The 19,991-nt window shown below is 71.6% G+C and carries 21 protein-coding genes; 9 read left to right on the top strand and 12 right to left on the bottom strand.

Going from position 1 to position 19,991, the window contains the following annotated elements:
* Positions 1–367 precede the first annotated feature (367 nt).
* The 4 genes from AB0A95_RS23275 to groES all read right to left on the bottom strand — a co-directional run bounded on the left by AB0A95_RS23275 (position 368) and on the right by groES (position 4,997).
* On the bottom strand, positions 368–760 hold the full coding sequence (locus tag AB0A95_RS23275) for a hypothetical protein (protein ID WP_357557821.1): 393 nt from the start codon (positions 758–760) through the stop codon (positions 368–370).
* A 131-nt stretch (positions 761–891) separates the two neighbouring features.
* The gene (locus tag AB0A95_RS23270; protein ID WP_357557820.1) at positions 892–2,841 is read right to left on the bottom strand and encodes a molybdopterin-dependent oxidoreductase; all 1,950 of its coding nucleotides are present in this window, start codon (positions 2,839–2,841) and stop codon (positions 892–894) included.
* A gap of 127 nt (positions 2,842–2,968) precedes the next feature.
* A complete protein-coding gene (groL, locus tag AB0A95_RS23265) occupies positions 2,969–4,612 on the bottom strand; it encodes a chaperonin GroEL (protein ID WP_357557819.1) in 1,644 nt (547 codons plus the stop codon).
* Positions 4,613–4,682: 70 nt separating this feature from the next.
* On the bottom strand, positions 4,683–4,997 hold the full coding sequence (gene groES, locus AB0A95_RS23260; RefSeq protein WP_030330046.1) for a co-chaperone GroES: 315 nt from the start codon (positions 4,995–4,997) through the stop codon (positions 4,683–4,685).
* A 259-nt stretch (positions 4,998–5,256) separates the two neighbouring features.
* Between groES and AB0A95_RS23255 the strand changes: the two genes are divergently transcribed.
* The 8 genes from AB0A95_RS23255 to AB0A95_RS23220 all read left to right on the top strand — a co-directional run bounded on the left by AB0A95_RS23255 (position 5,257) and on the right by AB0A95_RS23220 (position 12,819).
* Positions 5,257–6,453, top strand: coding sequence for a methyltransferase domain-containing protein (locus AB0A95_RS23255; RefSeq protein WP_357557818.1), 1,197 nt, complete (start codon positions 5,257–5,259; stop codon positions 6,451–6,453).
* A 10-nt stretch (positions 6,454–6,463) separates the two neighbouring features.
* Complete coding sequence (gene ybaK, locus AB0A95_RS23250) at positions 6,464–6,943, top strand: Cys-tRNA(Pro) deacylase (protein ID WP_357557817.1); 480 nt, start codon at positions 6,464–6,466, stop codon at positions 6,941–6,943.
* Between the two features lie 180 nt (positions 6,944–7,123).
* Positions 7,124–8,218 carry a substrate-binding domain-containing protein gene (locus tag AB0A95_RS23245; protein ID WP_357557816.1) on the top strand — a complete coding sequence of 365 codons (1,095 nt, stop codon included), beginning with the start codon at positions 7,124–7,126 and terminating at the stop codon, positions 8,216–8,218.
* Positions 8,219–8,332: 114 nt separating this feature from the next.
* Positions 8,333–9,151, top strand: coding sequence for an ATP-binding cassette domain-containing protein (locus tag AB0A95_RS23240; RefSeq protein ID WP_357557815.1), 819 nt, complete (start codon positions 8,333–8,335; stop codon positions 9,149–9,151).
* Positions 9,148–10,410, top strand: a complete 1,263-nt coding sequence (locus tag AB0A95_RS23235; protein ID WP_357557814.1) for an ABC transporter permease — start codon at positions 9,148–9,150, stop codon at positions 10,408–10,410. Before AB0A95_RS23240 ends, AB0A95_RS23235 begins: the two co-directional genes overlap by 4 nt.
* Positions 10,411–10,430: 20 nt before the next feature.
* Positions 10,431–11,612, top strand: coding sequence for an ROK family protein (locus AB0A95_RS23230; protein ID WP_357557813.1), 1,182 nt, complete (start codon positions 10,431–10,433; stop codon positions 11,610–11,612).
* A 19-nt stretch (positions 11,613–11,631) separates the two neighbouring features.
* Positions 11,632–11,928 carry a DUF1707 domain-containing protein gene (locus tag AB0A95_RS23225; protein ID WP_357557812.1) on the top strand — a complete coding sequence of 99 codons (297 nt, stop codon included), beginning with the start codon at positions 11,632–11,634 and terminating at the stop codon, positions 11,926–11,928.
* A gap of 150 nt (positions 11,929–12,078) precedes the next feature.
* Positions 12,079–12,819, top strand: a complete 741-nt coding sequence (locus AB0A95_RS23220) for a DUF4142 domain-containing protein (RefSeq protein WP_357557811.1) — start codon at positions 12,079–12,081, stop codon at positions 12,817–12,819.
* A 23-nt stretch (positions 12,820–12,842) separates the two neighbouring features.
* On the opposite strand, the gene AB0A95_RS23215 is transcribed toward AB0A95_RS23220, so the two are convergent.
* The 4 genes from AB0A95_RS23215 to tsaB are packed head-to-tail and all read right to left on the bottom strand — an operon-like array spanning position 12,843 to position 15,307.
* A complete protein-coding gene (locus AB0A95_RS23215; RefSeq protein WP_039906914.1) occupies positions 12,843–13,097 on the bottom strand; it encodes a hypothetical protein in 255 nt (84 codons plus the stop codon).
* 14 nt (positions 13,098–13,111) lie between these two features.
* A complete protein-coding gene (tsaD, locus tag AB0A95_RS23210) occupies positions 13,112–14,158 on the bottom strand; it encodes a tRNA (adenosine(37)-N6)-threonylcarbamoyltransferase complex transferase subunit TsaD (RefSeq protein ID WP_357557810.1) in 1,047 nt (348 codons plus the stop codon).
* Entirely contained in the window at positions 14,151–14,633 is a 483-nt protein-coding gene (gene rimI / locus AB0A95_RS23205) for a ribosomal protein S18-alanine N-acetyltransferase (RefSeq protein ID WP_357557809.1), read from the bottom strand. Before rimI ends, tsaD begins: the two co-directional genes overlap by 8 nt.
* Positions 14,630–15,307 (bottom strand): tRNA (adenosine(37)-N6)-threonylcarbamoyltransferase complex dimerization subunit type 1 TsaB, encoded by a 678-nt coding sequence (gene tsaB, locus AB0A95_RS23200; protein WP_357557808.1) that lies wholly within the window; start codon positions 15,305–15,307, stop codon positions 14,630–14,632. The genes rimI and tsaB overlap by 4 nt, the downstream gene beginning before the upstream one ends.
* 399 nt (positions 15,308–15,706) lie before the next feature.
* On the opposite strand from tsaB, the gene AB0A95_RS23195 reads away from it, so the two are divergent.
* Complete coding sequence (locus AB0A95_RS23195) at positions 15,707–16,411, top strand: helix-turn-helix transcriptional regulator (protein WP_357557807.1); 705 nt, start codon at positions 15,707–15,709, stop codon at positions 16,409–16,411.
* Between the two features lie 10 nt (positions 16,412–16,421).
* Here the strand turns inward: AB0A95_RS23195 and ung are convergent, their stop codons facing one another.
* The 4 genes from ung to alr all read right to left on the bottom strand — a co-directional run bounded on the left by ung (position 16,422) and on the right by alr (position 19,945).
* The gene (gene ung, locus AB0A95_RS23190; RefSeq protein ID WP_357557806.1) at positions 16,422–17,123 is read right to left on the bottom strand and encodes a uracil-DNA glycosylase; all 702 of its coding nucleotides are present in this window, start codon (positions 17,121–17,123) and stop codon (positions 16,422–16,424) included.
* A gap of 65 nt (positions 17,124–17,188) precedes the next feature.
* The gene (gene tsaE / locus AB0A95_RS23185) at positions 17,189–17,671 is read right to left on the bottom strand and encodes a tRNA (adenosine(37)-N6)-threonylcarbamoyltransferase complex ATPase subunit type 1 TsaE (RefSeq protein WP_357557805.1); all 483 of its coding nucleotides are present in this window, start codon (positions 17,669–17,671) and stop codon (positions 17,189–17,191) included.
* Positions 17,668–18,771: an alpha/beta hydrolase gene (locus AB0A95_RS23180; protein ID WP_357557804.1), complete on the bottom strand. Its 1,104-nt coding sequence runs from the start codon at positions 18,769–18,771 to the stop codon at positions 17,668–17,670. Before AB0A95_RS23180 ends, tsaE begins: the two co-directional genes overlap by 4 nt.
* A 55-nt stretch (positions 18,772–18,826) precedes the next feature.
* Positions 18,827–19,945 carry an alanine racemase gene (alr, locus tag AB0A95_RS23175; RefSeq protein ID WP_357557803.1) on the bottom strand — a complete coding sequence of 373 codons (1,119 nt, stop codon included), beginning with the start codon at positions 19,943–19,945 and terminating at the stop codon, positions 18,827–18,829.
* Positions 19,946–19,991: the final 46 nt, after the last annotated feature.

Genomic DNA, 19,991 nt, shown 5'->3' with positions numbered 1-19,991 from the left:
TCGACGGGTGGCAGGACATGCCGTTGACCGAGGCCGCGCAGACCGTCCAGGTCTCCGCCTACCCCGACGCCTACGCCCAGTGGGAGCAGCAGGCCACCGACCTCGTCGCCCACCACTGGAACAGCTGACCCACCGCACCACCAGCACACCAGCACACCAGCACCACCGCACGACAAGCACCAGCACGACACCGACCGCTGGCCGGCACCCCGCAAATCGGGTGCCGGCCAGCGGCGTTCCCGGGTCTGGCCGGCAGCACAGGTTGCGACACGATCCACGCGCGACCACTCCGCCCCAGCAGCAGTCGACCCGCCTCCGCTGATGGGATCTGCTCGCCGGCGACCTCAGCGAGCGCCCCCGGGCCGCCTCAGCGAGCGACCCCGGGCCGCCGGGATGGGTGATTCTGCGGCATCCGACGGGCGGCGTTCGTGGCGAGCGCCCCGGCGACCAGCGCGGTCAGCACCCCGATCAGCTGGATCAACTGGCCGGTCGCCACGTCGGCGCCGTGCCGCCCGAGCAGGTTGTCCACCCCGGTCGGACTGATCGCGAACCCGACGGCCACGAACAGGCCCAGCAGCGCGCCCACCGCAGGCGACCAGCGCCACGGTGCGAACGCGACGAAGAGGGCGCCAGCCAACAGAATGATCATCCCGGGCGGTACGGCGACGGGAAACTCGACGCCGGCGGCCCACAGCACGCCGATGCCCGCGGCGCCGACGACGAGGCCGGCGATGGTGAACGTCCGTGCGGTAACAGTCATGGCTTCACCCTGTCCCGGTACGGTTCGGTCCGCGTCCGCCCGGCGACGTCATCGGGGATACGGCAGTCCGCGTACTCCGGTCGGCCACGGCACAGCAGCCCGCGCCCACGCTGCGGAACGACGCCGCCCGCTCAGCGGACGGTGACGGTGACCGTGTGCCAGCCGGTGGCGCCGTCCGGGGCGACGTCCTGCGTACGCTCGGTCTGGGTTTCGCCTGTCGCGTCCGTCGCACGAACCTGGAGCCGGTGCTCGCCCGGCGTGGCGTCCCAGCGCCAGGACCACTGCACCCAGGTGTCCACCGACACGGTCGGGGCCAGCGCCGCCTGCTGCCAGGGGCCGCCGTCGACGCGTACCTCGACCCGGCTGATGCCCCGGTGCTGCGCCCAGGCCACACCCGCGACAGTGACCGGGCCGGTGGTCAGCCGGTTACGCCCCCGGGGTGTGTCGATCCGCGACTGAGTCTTGATCGGGCCCTGGGCGGACCAGCCGCGCGGCACCCAGTACGCGTCGAAGTCAGCGAAACGGGTCAGCTCCAGCTCGGTCACCCACTTGCAGGCCGAGACGTAACCGTAGAGGCCGGGCACGACCATCCGGACCGGGAAGCCGTGCTCGACCGGCAGTGGCTCGCCGTTCATGCCGACCGCCAACAGCGCGTCCCGTCCGTCGCGCAACGCGGCGGTGGGGGTGCCGCAGGTCCAGCCGTCGACCGACCGGCCGACGACCTGGTCGGCGTCGCCGTCTGGCTCGACCTCGTCCAGCAACTCCTTGAGGGGTACGCCGAGCCAGCGGGCGTTGCCGATCAGGTCCCCACCCACCTCGTTGGAGACACAGGCCAGCGTGACGTACCGCTCGACCAGCGGACGGGCGAGCAGATCCGCGTAGCTGTAGGTGCGCTCGGCGCCGACCCGCCCGTGGATCCGCAGCCGCCAGGTGTCCGGGTCGACCTGGGGCACCACAAGCGCGGTGTCGATCCGGTAGAAACCGAAGTTCGGGGTGACGTACGGCGCGAGCTGCGCCACCGAGAGGTCCGCGCCCGCCGGCAGGGCCGGTGCGGGGGCGACCGGCGCGGGCAGGCGGATCGCGTCGCGGGCGGCGGACACCCCGCGCCGGCCGGCCAGCCAGCGCCCACCGAGACCGGCCACCACGGCGGTGCCGAGCAGCACTCCGCTGCCGGTGAGGAACCGTCGCCGCGACTCGGGGTCGACTCCCGTAGCACCCTCCGACTCGTTCGCCGCTGCGAACTGCCCACCCGGAGCCACCGGCACCGGCGCAGCGGGCGGCACCGGACCAACCGGCGACACCGGACCAACCGGCGACACCGGAGCAGCCGGCGACACCGGAGCAGCCGGCGACACCGGAGCAGCCGGCGACACCGGAGCAGCCGGCGACACCGGAGCGGCCGGCGACACCGACCCAACAGGCGACACCGGAGCGGCCGGCGACACCGACCCAACAGGCGACACCGGAGCGGCCGGCGACACCGACCCAACAGGCGGCACCGGAGCGGCCGGCGACTCCGGCACGCCGTCGGCCGTCGGCGAGGCCGCCGAGGACGGCTCGGCCCGCGATCCCCGCGCCGGCCCGGCAGGCGGCACCGACCCAGCCGGCGGCACGGTCGGGGTGGGGGGTGACCAGGGCCAGGGGTCCAGCTCGAACGGGCCGGCGATGAACAGCCAGAGCACCAGAGCACCGAGACCGGCTCCGACAAGTGACGGCAGCGCGTCGGCCGCGTCGGCACCGGAGCGGGTCAACGCGGCGGCCACGCCGATGACACCGAACGCGGCGATGCCGGCAAGGCCGAGTGCCAGCCGGCGGACCGCCAGCACACCGAAGAGTGCGGCGAACGCTGCGAGCAGCAGGCCCGTGCCGACCAGCAGTGCGATCTTGTCGGCGGTGCCGAAGACGTCGATGGCGAACTGCTTCAGCGACTCGGGGACGGCGTCGACGACCACACCACCGACCGCGACCAGGGGCGCCGACCGAGGGCCGGTCAACACGGCCACCGGTTCGGCGATTCCGATCGCGACGGCGGCGGCGGTGACCCCGGCCAGCGCGGCGTACCGCCGCGACGTGGTGCTCATCGGCCCAGTGTGCGCGATCATCTTGCCCGGTCGCCAACAACGTCAGCGTTCGGTAATGACCGACCGGCTCAAAGAGCGAACCGGGGCACACCGCCGTACGGCGGTGTGCCCCGGTTCGGCTACCGGGTCAGAAGCCCGGGCCGTGCTGGTGACCGTGGCCGTGACCGTGACCGCCACCGGCGGCGGCCGGCTCGGCCTGCTCCGGCTTCTCCACCACGAGGCTCTCCGTGGTGAGCAGCAGGCCGGCGATCGATGCGGCGTTGGTGACCGCGTTGCGGGTCACCTTCACCGGGTCGATGATGCCGGCCTTGACCAGGTCGACGTACTCGCCCTTGGCGGCGTCGAGACCGTTGCCCCAGTCGAGGTCGGCGACCTTCTGCGTCACGACGTAACCGTCGTGACCGGCGTTCTGGGCGATCCAGCGCAGCGGCTCGACGAGCGCCTTGCGCACGACCGAGACACCGACCTTCTCGTCACCGGTGAAGCCCAGGTCGTCGTCGAGCACCGAGCGGATCTGCACCAGGGCGGCGCCGCCGCCGGGGACGGTGCCCTCCTCGACCGCGGCCTTGGTCGCCGCGATGGCGTCCTCGATGCGGTGCTTGCGCTCCTTCATCTCGACCTCGGTGGCCGCGCCAGCCTTGATGACGGCGATGCCACCGGAGAGCTTCGCCAGCCGCTCGGCCAGCTTCTCCCGGTCCCAGTCGGAGTCTGAGGCCTCGATCTCCTTGCGGATCTGGGCCACCCGGTCGGCGACGTCGGCCTTCTGGCCGCCACCGTCGACGATCGTGGTGTTCTCCTTGTCGACCACGATGCGCCGAGCGGTGCCGAGCACCTCCAGGCCGACCTGGTCGATCTTGTAGCCCAGCTCCGGGGCGACGAGCTCGGCGCCCGTGGAGATCGCGATGTCCTGGAGCATCGCCTTGCGCCGGTCACCGAAGCCCGGGGCCTTGACCGCGCAGACCTTGAGGGTCTTGCGCAGCGAGTTGACCACCAGGGTGGAGAGCGCCTGGCCGTCCACGTCCTCGGCGATGATCAGCAGCGGCTTGCTGTTCTGTAGGACCTTCTCCAGCAGCGGCAGCAGCTCCTCGATCGCCGAGATCTTCTGGGTGGTGACCAGGATGTACGCGTCCTCAAGGACGGACTCCTGGCTCTCCAGGTCGGTGACGAAGTTCGGCGAGATGAAGCCCTTGTCGAACTGGAGACCCTCGGTCACGTCCAGCTCGGTGGTGAGCATCGAGCCCTCCTCGACGGTGATGACACCGTCGCGGCCGACCCGCTCCATCGCCTCGGCGATGAGATCACCGATCGTGGCGTCCTGCGCGGAGATCGTCGCCACGTTCGCGATCGACTCCTTGCTGGTGACCTCCGCAGCACGGCCGAGCAGCGCCTCGGAGACCTTGGTGGCCGCCGCGTCGATGCCCCGCTTGAGGCCGGCCGGGTTGGTCCCGGCGGTCACGTTGCGCAGGCCCTCGCGAACCATGGCCTGGGCCAGCACCGTCGCGGTGGTGGTGCCGTCACCGGCGACGTCGTTGGTCTTGGTCGCCACCTCCTTGACCAACTGCGCGCCAAGGTTCTCGTACGGGTTGGTGAGCTCGATCTCCTTGGCGATGGTCACACCATCGTTGGTGATCGTCGGCGCACCGAATTTCTTGTCCAGGACGACGTTGCGCCCACGCGGGCCGAGGGTGACCTTGACCGCGTCCGCCAGGGCGTTGACACCGTGCTCCAGCAGGTGTCGGGCGTCGTCCGAGAAGCTCAGGATCTTCGCCATTAATGTCCCTTCGAAGCGCCATTGCCCCGGCCCGGCGAGCCGGACCGGGGCAATGGAACTGATCGGTTGCTTACTTCTCGATGACCGCGAGGACGTCGCGGGCGGAGAGCACCAGGTACTCCTCGCCGGCGTACTTGACCTCGGTGCCGCCGTACTTCGAGTAAAGGACGGTGTCGCCGACCTGGACGTCAACCGGAACCCGGTTGCCGTTGTCGTCGACGCGCCCCGGGCCCACAGCGAGGACGGTGCCCTCCTGCGGCTTCTCCTTGGCGGTGTCGGGGATCACGATGCCCGACGCCGTGGTGGTCTCAGCCTCGTTCGCCTGGACCACGATGCGGTCCTCGAGCGGCTTGATCGCAACCTTGGTCGCGGTAGTCACGGGCATACCCTCCTGGGGTACTGGTTTCGTTGCTGGCCGGCGGGGCCAACCAGCGTCAATCTGCCTCATGCCACCGGGCGGGACCGTCGTCGCGGGTGCCGGTCCGCCTGGCGTGCGCACCCGGGTCGCGAGACCCGGAAGCTGGCACCCTCAGGGTGAGAGTGCTAATCGCAGGTTATTCCGTGGCTAGCACTCCGTCAAGGAGAGTGCCAGCGAGTCGCGCCCCGCCAGCCCGGATTTCCGGGTCCACCCGGAGAATGACCGGGTGGATCTCGATCAGCTGGCGGCTCTGCGTACCCCCGAGGGGTCGGCCGCGCTCGCGACGGCGGCCGGTCTGGCCGGCGGTGATCCGCTGGTCGCGGCGTCGGCGCTGCGCGCGGCCGGGGTGCCGCCGACGTTGGCCGCCGCGGCGCTCACCCAGGCGGAGCTGCGGCACCGGGCGGTCGGCAAGTTCGGTCCGGTCGCCGCCGGGATGTTTCTCACCCGTCCCGGCCTGGAGCAGGCCACCCGCCGGGTGGTCGCCGACCGTCGGGCCGCCCGGCTGTCCGCGGCCGGTGTGCGCACCCTGGCCGACCTCGGGTGCGGCCTCGGCGCGGACGCGCTGGCCGCCGCCCGTGCCGGCATCCGGGTGTACGGGGTGGAGGCCGACCCGGTGACCGCGGCGATGGCCGCCGCCAACGCCACGGCGGCCGGGCTGGCCGAGCTGTTCACCGTCGAGTGCGGGGATGCCACAGCCTTCGACGTGTCAGGGGTCGACGGGGTCTTCTGCGATCCGGCCCGCCGCAGCAGCGGCACCGGTCGACGGATCTTCGACCCGCGCGCCTACTCGCCACCGTGGGACTTCGTCACCGGGCTGGCCGAACGGGTGCCGCGCACAGTGGTGAAGGTGGCGCCGGGCCTGGACCACGCGCTCATCCCGGTCGGCGCGGAGGCCGAGTGGGTCGGCGTGGACGGCGACCTGGTCGAGGCCGCCCTCTGGTGCGGGGAGTTGGCGGAGGTGCCCCGCCGCGCCACGCTCTATCGCCAGGAGGGCGGCGAGACCCGCCGCCACCAGCTCACCGGCTCGGGTGCCGAGGAGGCGCCGGTCGGGTCGCCCCGGCGCTACCTGTACGACCCCGACCCGGCAGTGATCCGCGCGCACCTCGTCGCCGAGTTGGCCGCCGAGTTGGACGCCAACCTGGGCGACCCGAGCATCGCCTACCTCTACGCCGACCAGCCGACCCACACCCCGTACGCGCGCTGTCTGGAGATCACCGACGTGCTGCCGTTCTCGCTCAAGCGACTGCGGGCGCTGCTGCGCGAGCGCCGGGTGGGCCGGGTGGAGATCCTCAAGCGGGGTTCCGCGCTCACCCCGGAGCAGCTCCGGCGGGATCTGCGGCTGGCCGGGGACGCGGCGGCGAGTCTGGTGCTCACCCGGGTCGCCGGCGCACCGACAGTGCTGATCGGTCGGCCGGTCGACTAGTTTCGCTGGTGTGGCAGGACAGGGCACCCCGGCGACGGCACTGTTGGTCAAGCGCGGAGTCGCGCACCGCACGCATCCCTACCGGGTGTCGCCGGACGCCCCGAACTACGGCGCGCTGGTGGCGGTGGCGCTCGGTGTGGCACCGGAGCGCGTCTTCAAGTCGCTGGTGACCGAGGTCGACGGCGCGCTCACCGTGGCGGTCGTGCCGGTCACCGGCGAGCTGGATCTCAAGGCGCTCGCGGCGGCGGTCGGTGGCAAGCGTGCGGCGCTGGCCGAGCGGGCCGTCGCCGAGCGGGCCACCGGCTACGTACGGGGTGGGATCAGCCCGCTCGGGCAGCGCAGGCGACTGCCGACGGTGCTTGACGAATCCGCGTTGGATCTTCCGACGATCTACGTGTCGGCTGGTCGGCGCGGCCTGCAACTCGAACTGGCAGCGGCGGATCTGGTGGCGCTGACCGACGCCCGTACCGCGCCGTTGCAGACCCGCTGACGCCCTTCGTTACGTCGACTACGCCGTGGGATACCCACGGAGTAACAGTCGCGTTGCTGAATTGTTATCGCTGCCAACAAACTAGGCACCTGAGCGGTCTTGTGGAGGCGGTGTGACGCGCAATACGTTGCCGGACACAACAAAAACAACACCTCCCCCACCCCCGAAAGGACCCTGCACATGCGTAAGGGGATCCTCACCATCGCCGCCGTGGGCCTGCTCACGACCGGCGGCTTGACCGCCTGCAGCGACGACTCCAGCGGCGACAAGGCCGGCTCGAACAAGACTCCCAAGATCGGCGTGATCCTTCCGGACAGCAAGTCCTCCCCCCGTTGGGAGACGGCGGACCGCCGCTTCCTGGAAGAGGCGTTCAAGGCTGCCGGCGTCCAATACGACATCCAGAACGCCCAGAACGACAAGGCCGCATTCCAGACGATCGCCGACCAGATGATCACCAGCGGCGTCACCGCCCTGATGATCGTCAACCTGGACTCCGGCACCGGCAAGGCCGTGCTCGACAAGGCCAAGTCGCAGGGCGTCGCCACCATCGACTACGACCGGCTCACCCTCGGCGGCTCCGCCCAGTACTACGTCAGCTTCGACAACGAGACAGTCGGCAAGCTCCAGGGCGAGGGTCTGGCGAAGTGCCTGACCGAGAAGGGCGCCAAGAACCCGGTCGTGGCGTACCTCAACGGCTCCCCCACCGACAACAACGCCACCCTGTTCAAGGCCGGCTACGACTCGGTGCTCAAGCCGAAGTTCGACTCCAAGGAATACACGAAGGGCCCGGACGACGCCGTGCCGGGCTGGGACGGCCCCACCGCCGCGACCATCTTCGAGCAGCAGCTCACCGCGACCAAGGGCAAGATCGACGGCGTGCTGGCCGCCAACGACACTCTCGGCAACGCCGCCATCTCGATCCTGAAGAAGAACAAGCTCAACGGCAAGGTGCCGGTGACCGGGCAGGACGCCAGCGTCGAGGGTCTGCAGAACATCCTCGCCGGTGACCAGTGCATGACCGTCTACAAGGCCGTCCGGGAAGAGGCCAAGGCGGCCTCCGACCTGGCCATCACCCTGGCCAAGGGCGAGAAGAAGGACACCGGCCAGACGGTGAAGGACCCGGAGGGTGGCCGCGACGTCCCCTCGGTGCTGCTCACCCCGAAGGCCATCTACAAGGACAACGTCAAGGACGTCGTCGCTGACGGCTACGCGACCAAGGAGCAGGTCTGCACCGGGGCCTACGCCAAGTTCTGCGCCGAAGCCGGCATCAGCTGACCGACGCCGCAGTACCCGCCGGAACGACAATCGCCGCCCGGCACGGGAGCGCCCTCCCGTGCCGGGCGGCGCCCGCCGGACGGGCCCCGACCCTCCCTTAAGAAGGAGACCCCCGTGTCCGCGACTCCCCTGCTGGAACTCCGCGGGATCGACAAGAGCTTCGGTCCCGTCCAGGTGCTCCGCGACGTCGCCCTGAGCGTCCACCCGGGCGAAGTGACCGCACTTGTCGGCGACAACGGCGCCGGCAAGTCGACCCTGGTGAAGTGCATCAGCGGCATCTACCCCACCGACGCCGGCGAGATCCTGTTCAACGGTGAACCGGTGCACATCGGCAGCCCCCGGGACGCCGCCACACTCGGCATCGAGGTCGTCTACCAGGACCTCGCGCTCTGCGACAACCTGGACATCGTGCAGAACATGTTCCTCGGCCGGGAGAAGCACAGCGGCATCGTCCTGGACGAGCCGAGCATGGAACAGCTCGCCGCCGAGACGCTGGCCGGGCTCTCCATCCGCACCGTCACCTCGCTGCGTCAACACGTGTCCAGCCTCTCCGGCGGTCAGCGCCAGACCGTGGCCATCGCCAAGGCGGTGCTGTGGAACAGCAAGCTCGTCATCCTGGACGAGCCGACCGCTGCGCTCGGCGTGGCACAGACCGCCCAGGTTCTCGAACTGGTCCGCCGCCTCGCCGACAACGGCCTGGCCGTGGTGCTCATCTCGCACAACATGAACGACGTCTTCGCCGTCTCCGACCGGATCGCCGCGCTGTACCTCGGCCAGATGGTCGCCCAGGTGAAGACCACCGACATCACGCATGCCCAGGTGGTCGAGCTGATCACCGCCGGGCGCTCGGGCGGGCTCGGCCTCGCCACCGACCCGGGCAGCAACGGCGACGGCCCGCAGCCGGCCGACCCGACCTCAGGAGGCGCCCGATGACCACCACCGCCGTGCGGAAGGACGGCCCCGCGGCCGTCACACCGGCGCCGACCGTCGGGGGCCACGTCCGCAACTACTTCAGCCGGGTACGCGGCGGCGACGTCGGCGCGCTCCCGGCCGTACTCGGCCTGATCGTGCTCTGCACGGTCTTCGCGATCATGCGGCCCTCGTCGTTCCTCTCGGCCGGCAACTTCGCCAACCTCTTCACCCAGGGCGCGGCGGTCACGCTGATCGCGATGGGCCTGGTCTTCGTGCTGCTGCTCGGCGAGATCGACCTCTCCGCCGGCTTCGCCAGCGGCGTCTGCGCGGCGGTGCTGGCCAATGTGGTCACCGTCCTCGGCTACCCCTGGTGGGTCGCCGTGCTCGCCGCGATCGCCACCGGTGTGGTCATCGGCACCACGCTCGGGTTGCTGGTCGCGAAGATCGGCATTCCGTCCTTCGTTGTCACTCTCGCCGGCTTCCTCGCCTTCCAGGGCGTCGTGTTGCTGCTCGTGCAGGAGGGCACCAACATCTCCGTCCGCGACGAGGTGCTGGTCGCCATCGCCAACCGCAACCTCACCCCCATCCTGGGCTGGGCGTTGACCGCTGTCGCCGTCGTCGGCTACGCGGCGGTGCAGTTGCTGCGCCACCGCAACCGGTCGGCCCGTGGTCTGATCACCGACCCGATCGCGGTGGTGGCGCTGCGGATCGGCGGGCTCGCCCTCATCCTCGGCACCGCGGTGTACGTGCTCAACCTGGAGCGCAGCCGCAACGTCCTCATCGTCTCGCTCAAGGGTGTGCCGATCGTGGTGCCGATCATCGCGGTGCTGCTGGTCATCTGGACCTTCGTGCTCCAACGCACCAGCTACGGCCGGCACATCTACGCCGTGGGCGGCAACCGGGAAGCGGCCCGCCGCGCCGGCATCGGCGTCGACCGGATCCGGATCTCCGTCTTCGTGATCTGCTCGTCCATGGCCGCCATCGGTGGCATCGTGGCGGCCAGCCGAGCCAACTCGGTCGACCCGAACACCGGTGGCAGTAACGTACTGCTCTACGCGGTCGGCGCGGCGGTCATCGGCGGCACCAGCCTCTTCGGCGGCAAGGGCCGCGTCCTCGACGCCGTCCTCGGCGGCGCGGTGGTCGCGGTCATCGAAAACGGAATGGGCCTGATGGGTTACAGCGCGGGAGTCAAGTACGTGGTAACTGGCATTGTGTTGCTGCTCGCCGCCAGCGTCGACGCACTCTCCCGCCGCCGCGCGGCAGCCACCGGCACCCGCTAGCCGCGGGAGGTAGCACCAGGATGCGCCCAGGACCGAGCCAGGATCACGTCCGACGGCAGAACCTCGGGGCCCTGCTGAGGCACGTGCACGTCCACGGGGCGACGACACGTGCCGAACTGACCACCACGCTGGGCCTCAACCGCAGCACCATCGGCGCGCTCACCGCCGACCTGTCCGCGGTGGGTCTGGTCAGCGAGGGTGCACCAAAGGAGACCGGCCGGGCCGGCCGACCGTCACTGGTCGTCCGGCCCGAGTCGGCCCGGGTCTACGCGTACGCGTACTCCGTCGAGGTGGACCGGTTGCGCGCGGCCCGGATCGGGCTGGGTGGCGCGGTCCTGGACCGCCGCGACCTGGACCGGCCGCGCGGCCTACAGGCCGCGGAGGCCGCGCCGCTGCTGGCCGGCGCGCTCAAGGAGATGCAGCAGACGGTGCCGCACGACGCGATCTGTGTCGGCGCCGGCGTCGCGGTCTGCGGCATCGTCCGCCGCGACGACGGCCTGGTGCGACTCGGCCCCACCACCGGCTGGGTCGACGAGCCGATCGGCGCGACCCTCGCCGCCGAACTGGGCATCGGGGTGCCGGTCACCGTGGGCAACGTGGCGGACGTCGCCGCGTTCGCCGAGCACGCACGGGGTGTGGCGGCCGGCTGCGACAACGTCATCTACCTGTACGGCGACGTAGGAGTGGGAGCCGGCATCATCGCCGGCGGGCGTCGGCTGACCGGGCACGGCGGCTACGGCGGCGAGGTCGGCCACATGAAGGTGGTCGTCGACGGGCGGCTCTGTCAGTGTGGTTCCCGGGGCTGCTGGGAGACCGAGATCGGCGAGCACGGCCTGCTCCGTGCCGCCGGACGCTCCGACGCCCGAGGTCCCGACGCGCTGCTGGCCGTCTTCGACGCCGCCGACCGGGGCGACGCCCGCGCCCAGACCGCCGTCCGCCAGGCCGGTGACTGGCTCGGCTTCGGGTTGGCGAACCTGGTGAACGTCTTCAACCCGGAAATGGTCATCTTCGGCGGCACCATGCGCCACCTCTACCTTGCCTCGGCGGCCCAGGTGCGCAGCCGGCTCAACTCCAACGCGCTCGCCGCCTGCCTGGAGCACGTCCGGCTGCGTACGCCGAAGTTGGGCGAGGACGCACCCCTGCTCGGGGCCGCCGAATTGGCCTTCGAACGGCTCCTCGCCGACCCCCTCGACGTGGGCTGATCCGCGTACGCTGTCCAGTGTGGATGTCGAGCTGCGCGCTTCCGACGACGACCGCAACCGGGTGGTCGCCGAGCTGCACCGGCACACGGCGGCGGGCCGGCTGACCCTCGACGAGTTCTCCGATCGGGCCGGTGCGGTGTGGACCTCCCGCACCCTCGGTGACCTGGCCGCGCTGACCCGCGACCTGCCACCCCTGCCCGCCCCGGCCGTCAGTGCCGACCCCGTCGAGCACGGGCGTCGAGAGCTGCTGATGCTCTTCGCCGCCGCCGCGCTCACTCTGCTGCTGCTCGGCGGCTTCCTCGCCGTCACCCGCTGATCGGCTCGACCCGCTTCCCGCTGATCCGCGTCGCCCCTCAGATGAACTGATCGCGCGATCGGTCCGTACCAGTGGGCGGACGGGCAGCCGGCAGGGTGCGGCTGCCCGGTCCAGACGCGTTTCGGTCCGGACCGAGGAGGCCCCACAGACATGGCACCGCTCAGATCCGCCCACCGCCGACTGGGCAACCGGACCCATCGAGCGGCGATGCTGCTCATCGCGATCATCGCGGCGGTCGGTGTGCTGCCCGGCGTGGCCGTCGCCGCACCGGCCGGCGGCCAGCAGCTCAACGCCGCCGACATGACGCTGCTCAACGGGGTCCGGTTGGCCGGGCTGTGGGAGATGCCGGCCGGCCAGATGGCCGCCGAGAAGGGGCAGTCGGCCAAGGTCCGGGAGATCGGCGCGGGCATCGCCAGCGAGCACCAGCGGCTCGACCAGCTCACTGTGGACGCGGCCAACAAGTTGGGCGCGAGCATCCCCAGCGAGCCGACGGCCGAGCAGAAGGGCTGGCTGGCCGAGATGCAGAAGGCCTCCGGCGCCCGCTTCGACCAGATCTTCGTCACCCGGCTCCGGGTCGCCCACGGCAAGATCTTCCCGGTGATCGGCGCGGTCCGCGCCAGCACCCGGGACGCCACAGTCCGCAAGCTCTGCGAGGACGCCAACGCGTTCGTCCAGCACCACATGCAGATGCTGGAGAGCACCGGGCTGGTCCGCTGGCCGGAGCTGCCGCCGGCCGCGCTGCCCGCCCCCGGTGAGGACGGGCTGCTGGCCGCCGCCAAGGCGAACGCCGGCCCCCAGGTCGGGGTCAGCAGCACTGTCGTCTGGCTGGTCTTCCTCGCCGCGCTGGGCACCGGCGGAATCGCCACGTACCGGATGCTGCGCCGCGGCTGACCGCCTCTCGTTGGTGGCTCGCGTCAGCGGTCGACCTGGGTGAAGTCCCAGGAGTGCGGGGCGCGGGCCACCAGCAGGGCGGGCGGGTCGGGCAGCGGGCGCGGGCTGCTGCGCCACTTGGAGATGACCACCACGCGATGATCCGTGGAGGAGAAGACCTCGCTGGAGACATGCAGCGGGTCGTGCTCCAACTCGGGCAGGGCGGTGTCACACACCCAGGTGATCAGGTCGGCGACCCCGTACGCCTCGGCGCGTGCCTCCCACATCCGCACGATCATGTCCGCCGCTCCCGTCACACGCTGACCGTGGTCAGCGGCAGTGCCGAATCGGCCGGCAGATCCAGCCGGCTGGGCGCGACCCCGGCGGCGACCAGGTGTGACCCGAGGGCCGCCACCATCGCCCCGTTGTCGGTGCACAGCTTCGGCCGGGGCACCCGCACCTGGATGCCGTACTTCTCGGCCCGTTGCTCGGCCATCGCCCGCAGCCGCGAGTTCGCCGCCACTCCCCCGCCGATCACCAGGGTCTCGATGCCCTGCGCACGGCAGGCGGCGAGCGCCTTGCTGGTCAGCACGTCACAGACCGCCTCCTGGAAGGACGCGGCCACATCGGCCACCGGCACCGGCTCGCCGGCCCGCTGACGTGCCTCGACCCACCGGGCCACCGCCGTCTTCAACCCGGAGAACGAGAAGTCGTACCGGTGGGCGGCGAGGTCCTTCGCGGCGGTCAGCCCGCGTGGGAAGGCGATCGAGGCGGCGTCGCCGGCGCGGGCCTCCCGGTCGATCGGCGGCCCGCCCGGGAACGGCAGCCCCAGCAGTCGGGCGACCTTGTCGAACGCCTCACCTGCCGCGTCGTCGATGGTGGCACCCAGCGGGGTGACTCCCCGGGCCAGGTCGTCGACGAGCAGGAGCGACGAGTGCCCGCCGGACACCAGCAGCGCGATGGCGGGTTCGGGCAGTGGGCCGTGTTCGAGGGTGTCCACCGCGACGTGGGCGGCAAGGTGGTTCACGCCGTACACGGGCTTCTCGGCGGCGACCGCGTACCCCTTCGCGGCGGCGACGCCGACCAGCAGCGCGCCGGCGAGCCCGGGCCCGGAGGTGACAGCGATGGCGTCGATGTCGGCCAGGGTGACGCCGGCCTCGGTCAGGGCCCGGTCCATGGTCGGCACGATGGCCTCCAGGTGTGCCCGACTGGCCACCTCGGGCACCACGCCCCCGAAGCGGGCGTGCTCCTCGACGCTGGACGCGAGCGCGTCGGCAAGCAGGGTGTGCCCCCGCACGATGCCGACGCCGGTCTCGTCGCAGGAGGTCTCGATACCCAGGATCAGCGGTTCGTCAGCCATTGTGGTGTGGTCCGTCCCCGGTCGGCTCGGCGTCGCGCCGCATGACCAGCGCGTCGGTGTTGCTCGGTTGGTAGTAGCCGCGCCGCACCCCGATCGGCTCGAAACCGTACGTCGCGTAGAGCCGCTGGGCCGCGGCGTTGTCCACGGCGACCTCCAGTAGGGTGCTGCGGGCGTCGCGCCGGGCCGCCTCGGCGAGCAGTTCCTCCAGCAGGACACGGCCCACGCCGCGCCGTTGGACGTCCCGGCGGACGGCGATGTTCTGCACCCACACCTCGCCCGGCGGAACACCGGCGAGCCCGGCGTAACCGAGCACCGAACCGTCCGCGTCGACGGCGACCCGGTAGTGGTGTCCGTTGGCCAGCTCGTTCCAGAACATGGCCGGCGACCACTGCTCGGCGCCGAAGAGGTCAGCCTCGATCGGCAGCACGTCGTCGATGTGCCACCAGCGGAACGGAACGAGGCGTACCCCGGTCATGGCAGGACCGGTTTGCGACCGGTCGCCGCCACGGCGTCCGGCCGGCGCAGGTAGAGCGGGGTGAGTCGCTCGCCAGGGGCGCCGGCCCGAATCCGCTCGGCGGCCAGCAGCGCCAGCACCGTGGCGTCCGGGTAGCGCGGCTCGACCCGGACGGGCAGGTCCAGAGTCTCGGCGTACCGGTGCGCGCCGTCGCCGACCGCGATCGTCGCGCCCAACTCCCGGGCGCGCGCGGCGGCCACCGCCGGCGTCGACACCTCGGGGCCGACGATCCGCTGGCCGGCACCGTCGTAGACGGCCCAGTAGAGCTCCTTGCGCCGGGCGTCGCTGGCGGCCAACACCGGCTCACCGGACGCTGCCGGGTAGCCGATCCCGTCCAGCGAGCAGACGCCGTACGTGGGGATGCCGAGCACCTGACCCATCGTCGCGGCAGTGACCAGGCCGACCCGGAGCCCGGTGAACGGACCCGGGCCCAGCCCGGCGACGATGGCGCCGAGGTCACGTGGCCGCGCGTCGGTGTCGGCGAGCACCGCGTCCACCTGAGGGGCGAGCAGTTCGCCGTGCGCGCGGGCATCGACAGTGCTCCGGTGCGCCCGGGACACGACACCGTCCGCCGAGACCTCCACCAACGCCGCGGTCACCGCAGGGGTCGAGCTGTCCACCACGAGTACGAGCACGGTAAGCCAGCCTAGCCGCCCCGCCCAGCACCCCGGTCACGCCCCGCCCCCCGCCACCATCCACGGCCCTCGCACGGCCGTCCCGGGGCTGCCCCGCTGGTCCTCCCGGTCGCCCCCGGCATAACGTCGCCGGTCCGGGCGGCGAACCAACGGAGAGCGGTGACGCCACAGCTTCCAATTGAGTGTGATGCCGGTGAGTCATCTTGATGACCCACTGGCATCACACTCATCGCCATAGGTCTTCCCGGCCGGGACCCGCTCGGGCAGCGGGTGACGCTGGCCGGGGTGCCGCCACCGCCCGCCGCGTCACAGACCGGGATGTGCGGTGCGACCCGGCCGCACGCCCCGATCTGCCGCAGTGGGATCGCGGACATCCCGCACCCGGGCCACCATGCTGGGATGTCATCCACTCGCCTTGTCACCCTTCTCGGCGCCGCCGTGCGGCATCAACGACACCTGCGCGACCTGAGCCAGCGCCGGTTGGCCGCGCTGGCCGAGGTCAGCCAGGCCGCGGTGGCCAGAATCGAACGTGGCGAGCGAGCGCCGACCATCCCGGTGTTGGAGCGGTTACTTGCCGCCATGGACGTGCAGTTGGTCGTTGGGGTTGAGCCGCTGGACGCACACCTCGACGCTCGGATCGACGACCTGGCCGCCCGGCCGATCGCCGAGCGGATCGACGCGCTTGGCCTGGATGAGCTTCTGAGCCGGCTCCCCGACTTTCCGAAGGTGATCACCGGGGGCACCGCAGCGCTGGTGCAGGGCGCGCCGGTGCCGGTCGACGGGCTGGAGATCGCCCTGCGCTGGCAGGACTCCAAACCGTTCACCCGCTGGCTGGAGACGAACTACGGCCAGCGGTGGAACGCCCGCTGGGAAGAGTTCGGTGGGGTGCGGTTGGAGCCCGAGGAGCCCGGCGAACACCGCTGGTCGACCCTGTACGGGGAGATCAGGGCCACGATGTGCGACGAGCTACCCGAGACGATCGAGGTGCGCCACGGTGAGCGGAGTTACCAGGTCGTGCCGCTTGTCGAGCTGGAGCTGACCGAGCCGCGCGCCGCCGAACTGTTGCGCCGTTACCGGGCCCGGCAGCAGGCCAGCGGAAGCTGAGCGGCGGAGGTCAGCCGGCGGTGCGCTCCCAGTCGATGGTGGGCAGGCCGGCGTCGGCGAGCGCCTTGTTGGCGGCGCTGAACGGGCGGCTGCCGAGGAAACCGCGCGGGTTCATCGGGCTGGGGTGACCGGCCTCCAGCACCACGTGCTGCGGGTTGGTGACCAGGGCCGCCTTCTTACGGGCGTAGCCACCCCAGAGCAGGAAGACCACCCGGTCGGCGGACGCGTCAAGTGCCCTGATCGTCGCGTCGGTGAACTCCTCCCAGCCGGTGTTGGCGTGCGAGCCCGGAGTGGCCTGGCGCACTGTGAGCACCGCGTTGAGCAGCAGCACGCCCTGGGCGGCCCAACCGTCGAGGTTGCCGCTGCGCGGCTTGGGAACGCCGACGTCCTCGCCCAACTCCTTGAAGACGTTGCGCAACGACGGCGGCACCGGCACACCGTCACGGACGCTGAAGCTCAACCCGTGTGCCTGCCCGGCCCGGTGGTAGGGATCCTGCCCGAGGATCAGCACCCGGGTGCTCTGCGGCGGGCACAGCCGGTAGGCCGAGAACAGGTCCTCCAGCGGCGGGAAGACGGTCTGCGTCGCGTACTCCCGGGCGACGAACTCGCCAAGCGCGGCGGTGCGGGCGTCGTCCAGGTGGGGGGCGAGCACGGCACGCCACTGCTCCGGCAGCAGGGCCAACAGGTCGAGGGCGGGGGCGTCGTCGGGCATCAGGAACCTCTCACAGCGCGGGTCGGTCCCCCGCACTCTAGGCATCGGGTACGACAGCCGCCGGGCTAGCCCAGGTCGGCGAGCCGCCGGGCCCAGTCGCCACCGACCGGATCCAGCTCGACGATCCGGGTGTCGTCGTCGCGGCGGTCGATGCGAACCCGCAGGTGCGCGTCGACCAACTGCTCCACCAGGCCCTCGCCCCACTCCACGACTGTCACCGAATCGTCCACCGAGGCGTCGAGGTCCAGGTCGTCGATCTCGGCGCGCGGGTCGGTGGCGGCACCCAACCGGTACGCGTCGGCGTGCACCAGAGCTACCCGGCCACCCCGGGCCGGATCGGGGCGGTGCACCCGGGCGATCACGAAGGTCGGCGAGGTGATGTCGCCGACGACACCGAGCCCGGCGCCGACGCCCTGGGTGAGCGCGGTCTTACCGGCGCCCAGCGGACCTGTCAACAACACCAGGTCACCGGCCCGCAGCAGCCCGGCCAGGCGTCGGCCGAACTCCCGGGTGTCCTCGACGGTGGGCAGCTTGACGACGTGACTCACAGTTCCTCCGGCTTCCCGAGTGACTCGAGGAACCGCGCGAGCGCGGCATTGACCTCGTCGGCGTGTTCCAGCATCACCACGTGACCGCTGTCCTTGATCTTGACGAACTCGGCGTGTGGCAGCCGCCGGACGATCTCCTCGGAGTGGACCACCGGGGTGATCATGTCCTTGTCGCCGACCACCACCAGCACCGGCGTCGCGGCCAACGCCGCCAGAGCCGGGAAGCGCGAGTGGGTGGCCAGGGTCCGCAGGTAGCGGGTCACCGTGTCGGCCGACGTCCGAGAATTCATCGTCTCCACGTAGGACACCAGCGCCGGGCTGGGCTTGCGGGTGCCGAAGCCGTACTTGCGGGTCAGCAGCCAGGCCACGTTCGACGTCGACTTGCGGGCCTTGTCGATCACCGGACCGCCGTAGCGGGTGGCGTTGCTGACCATGTAGAGCACCGGGCCGCCGACCCGGCCGAGCAGCGCGGGCGCGACAAGCTTGGTCTCCGCGATGAGCCCGCCCGACGTGGCCATCAGGACGGTGCCCACCACCCGGTCACCGAACAGCTCCGGAAACAGCTCGGCGAACGCCATGATGGTCATGCCACCCATCGAGTGGCCGACAAGCACCAGCGGCCCGTCCGGTGCGGTGCGGTCGATCACCTGGCGCAGCGTCCGGCCGAGCACGGTGAGGTCGTACTCCCCGGTCTCCAGCCGCCCGGACCGACCGTGACCGGGCTGGTCGTACGCCACGATCCGGTAGTCGCCACGGGCGGCGAGCATCTGGCGCTGGAAGTGGAACGTGCCCATGTCCAGGCAGAAGCCGTGCACCAGCACCACCGTCGGCTGCCCCGGCACCGGCCGGGTCGGCTCGACCACCTCGACGTGGATGTCCGTGCCGTCCGGCAACGCCAGGCGGAACGCCTCGTCGTACCGCTGCTCGCCGAACGCCTCGTGCGCGTAGCGGTCGGCCGGGTCGGCCTTGAGCCGGCGGACCAGGGTGCGCTCGGTCGCCACCCCGGCCGCCAGGCCCGCCGCGGCCACCCCCACCGCGGCGCCGACGATCCCCGCGACCCGGCCCACCGCGGTCCGCGGACGCGGAATGCGATAACTCACGGCACCACCTCGGTTCGCGACTGCGGGGCTCGCAACCCCGGCTCACTCCTCGCGCTCACGGCCGCTCGCCGTCATACACCCGGGGCACCCGCGTGCTGCCGAACCGGGTCACGATCTCGTAGTTGATCGTGCCGACCGCCTCGGCCCAGTCGTCGGCTGTCGGCTCGCCGTCGGCGCCGCTGCCGAAGAGGGTCGCCACGTCGCCGTCCGCCACCGGGTCGTCGCCGCAGTCGAGCACGAACTGGTCCATGCAGACCCGCCCCGAGATCGTCCGCCGTGCGCCGCCGAGCTGCACCGGCCCGGTGTTGGAGGCGTGTCGGGGAACCCCGTCGGCGTATCCGAGCGGGACAACTGCCAGGTTCGCGTCGGATTGCGTGGTGTAGGTGTGCCCGTAGGAGACCCCGGTGCCGGCCGGCACCCGCTTGGTGAGCATCACCCGGGCGCGGGCGGTCATCGCCGGCCGCAGCCCGTACGTCTCACCGGCCACCGGGGAGAGCCCGTAGAGGGCCAGACCGGGGCGAACCAGGTCGAAGTGGGTGTCCGGGCGGGTCAGGGTGGCCGCCGAGTTGGCGAGGTGCCGCCAGCGCGGTCGCAGCCCCGCCCGCTCGACCATGGCCAGCCCCTCGTGGAAGACGGCCAGTTGACGGTCGATGGTGGGGTGACCGGGCAGGTCCGCGTACACGAAGTGGCTCCACACGCCGACCACCTCGACCAGACCGTCGGCCTGCGCCTTCGCGGCGGCGTCCAGCAGCGCCGGCCAGTCGGCGACCGTCGCCCCGCCCCGGGACAGCCCGGTGTCGATCTTCAGGTGCAGGCGGACGGGGCGCCCGGCGAGCCGGCTCGCCTCGATCATCTCGTTCAGTTGCGACAGGCTGGCCGCGCTCAGGTCCACCCCGGCGCTGACCCCCTCGTGCAGCGGCAGGCCGGGCGCGAGCAGCCAGGCCAGCACCGGCTGGGTCACGCCGGCCCGGCGCAGGGTGAGCGCCTCGTCGAGGGTGCAGACACCGAGCCAGTCCGCGCCGGCGTCGAGGGCCGCGCGAGCGGCCGGCAGCATGCCGTGGCCGTACCCGTCGCCCTTGACCACCGCCATCAGCTCGGCGGTGGTGCCGGAGCGGAGTCTGCCCACGTTCTCGCGGATCGCGTCAAGATCGACGCGTACCTCGGCCTGCCACATACGCCCAGCCTACTTTCCGCCGTGATCACCGGGGGCGGCGACGCAC

The organism is Micromonospora sp. NPDC049230 (genome assembly GCF_040647875.1).
In the GTDB taxonomy this organism is placed as follows: Bacteria; Actinomycetota; Actinomycetes; order Mycobacteriales; family Micromonosporaceae; genus Micromonospora.
This window is presented reverse-complemented; position numbering and strand designations above follow the sequence as displayed.

Excerpts from the sequence above, each read along its gene's own strand:
- AB0A95_RS23275 (WP_357557821.1), bottom strand. The coding sequence starts at position 760 with ATGACTGTTACCGCACGGACGTTCACCATCGCCGGCCTCGTCGTCGGC.
- AB0A95_RS23270 (WP_357557820.1), bottom strand. The coding sequence starts at position 2,841 with ATGAGCACCACGTCGCGGCGGTACGCCGCGCTGGCCGGGGTCACCGCC.
- groL (WP_357557819.1), bottom strand. The coding sequence starts at position 4,612 with ATGGCGAAGATCCTGAGCTTCTCGGACGACGCCCGACACCTGCTGGAG.
- groES (WP_030330046.1), bottom strand. The coding sequence starts at position 4,997 with ATGCCCGTGACTACCGCGACCAAGGTTGCGATCAAGCCGCTCGAGGAC.
- AB0A95_RS23245 (WP_357557816.1), top strand. The coding sequence starts at position 7,124 with ATGCGTAAGGGGATCCTCACCATCGCCGCCGTGGGCCTGCTCACGACC.
- AB0A95_RS23235 (WP_357557814.1), top strand. The coding sequence starts at position 9,148 with ATGACCACCACCGCCGTGCGGAAGGACGGCCCCGCGGCCGTCACACCG.
- AB0A95_RS23230 (WP_357557813.1), top strand. The coding sequence starts at position 10,431 with ATGCGCCCAGGACCGAGCCAGGATCACGTCCGACGGCAGAACCTCGGG.
- AB0A95_RS23220 (WP_357557811.1), top strand. The coding sequence starts at position 12,079 with ATGGCACCGCTCAGATCCGCCCACCGCCGACTGGGCAACCGGACCCAT.
- AB0A95_RS23215 (WP_039906914.1), bottom strand. The coding sequence starts at position 13,097 with ATGATCGTGCGGATGTGGGAGGCACGCGCCGAGGCGTACGGGGTCGCC.
- tsaD (WP_357557810.1), bottom strand. The coding sequence starts at position 14,158 with ATGGCTGACGAACCGCTGATCCTGGGTATCGAGACCTCCTGCGACGAG.
- rimI (WP_357557809.1), bottom strand. The coding sequence starts at position 14,633 with ATGACCGGGGTACGCCTCGTTCCGTTCCGCTGGTGGCACATCGACGAC.
- AB0A95_RS23195 (WP_357557807.1), top strand. The coding sequence starts at position 15,707 with ATGTCATCCACTCGCCTTGTCACCCTTCTCGGCGCCGCCGTGCGGCAT.
- ung (WP_357557806.1), bottom strand. The coding sequence starts at position 17,123 with ATGCCCGACGACGCCCCCGCCCTCGACCTGTTGGCCCTGCTGCCGGAG.
- alr (WP_357557803.1), bottom strand. The coding sequence starts at position 19,945 with ATGTGGCAGGCCGAGGTACGCGTCGATCTTGACGCGATCCGCGAGAAC.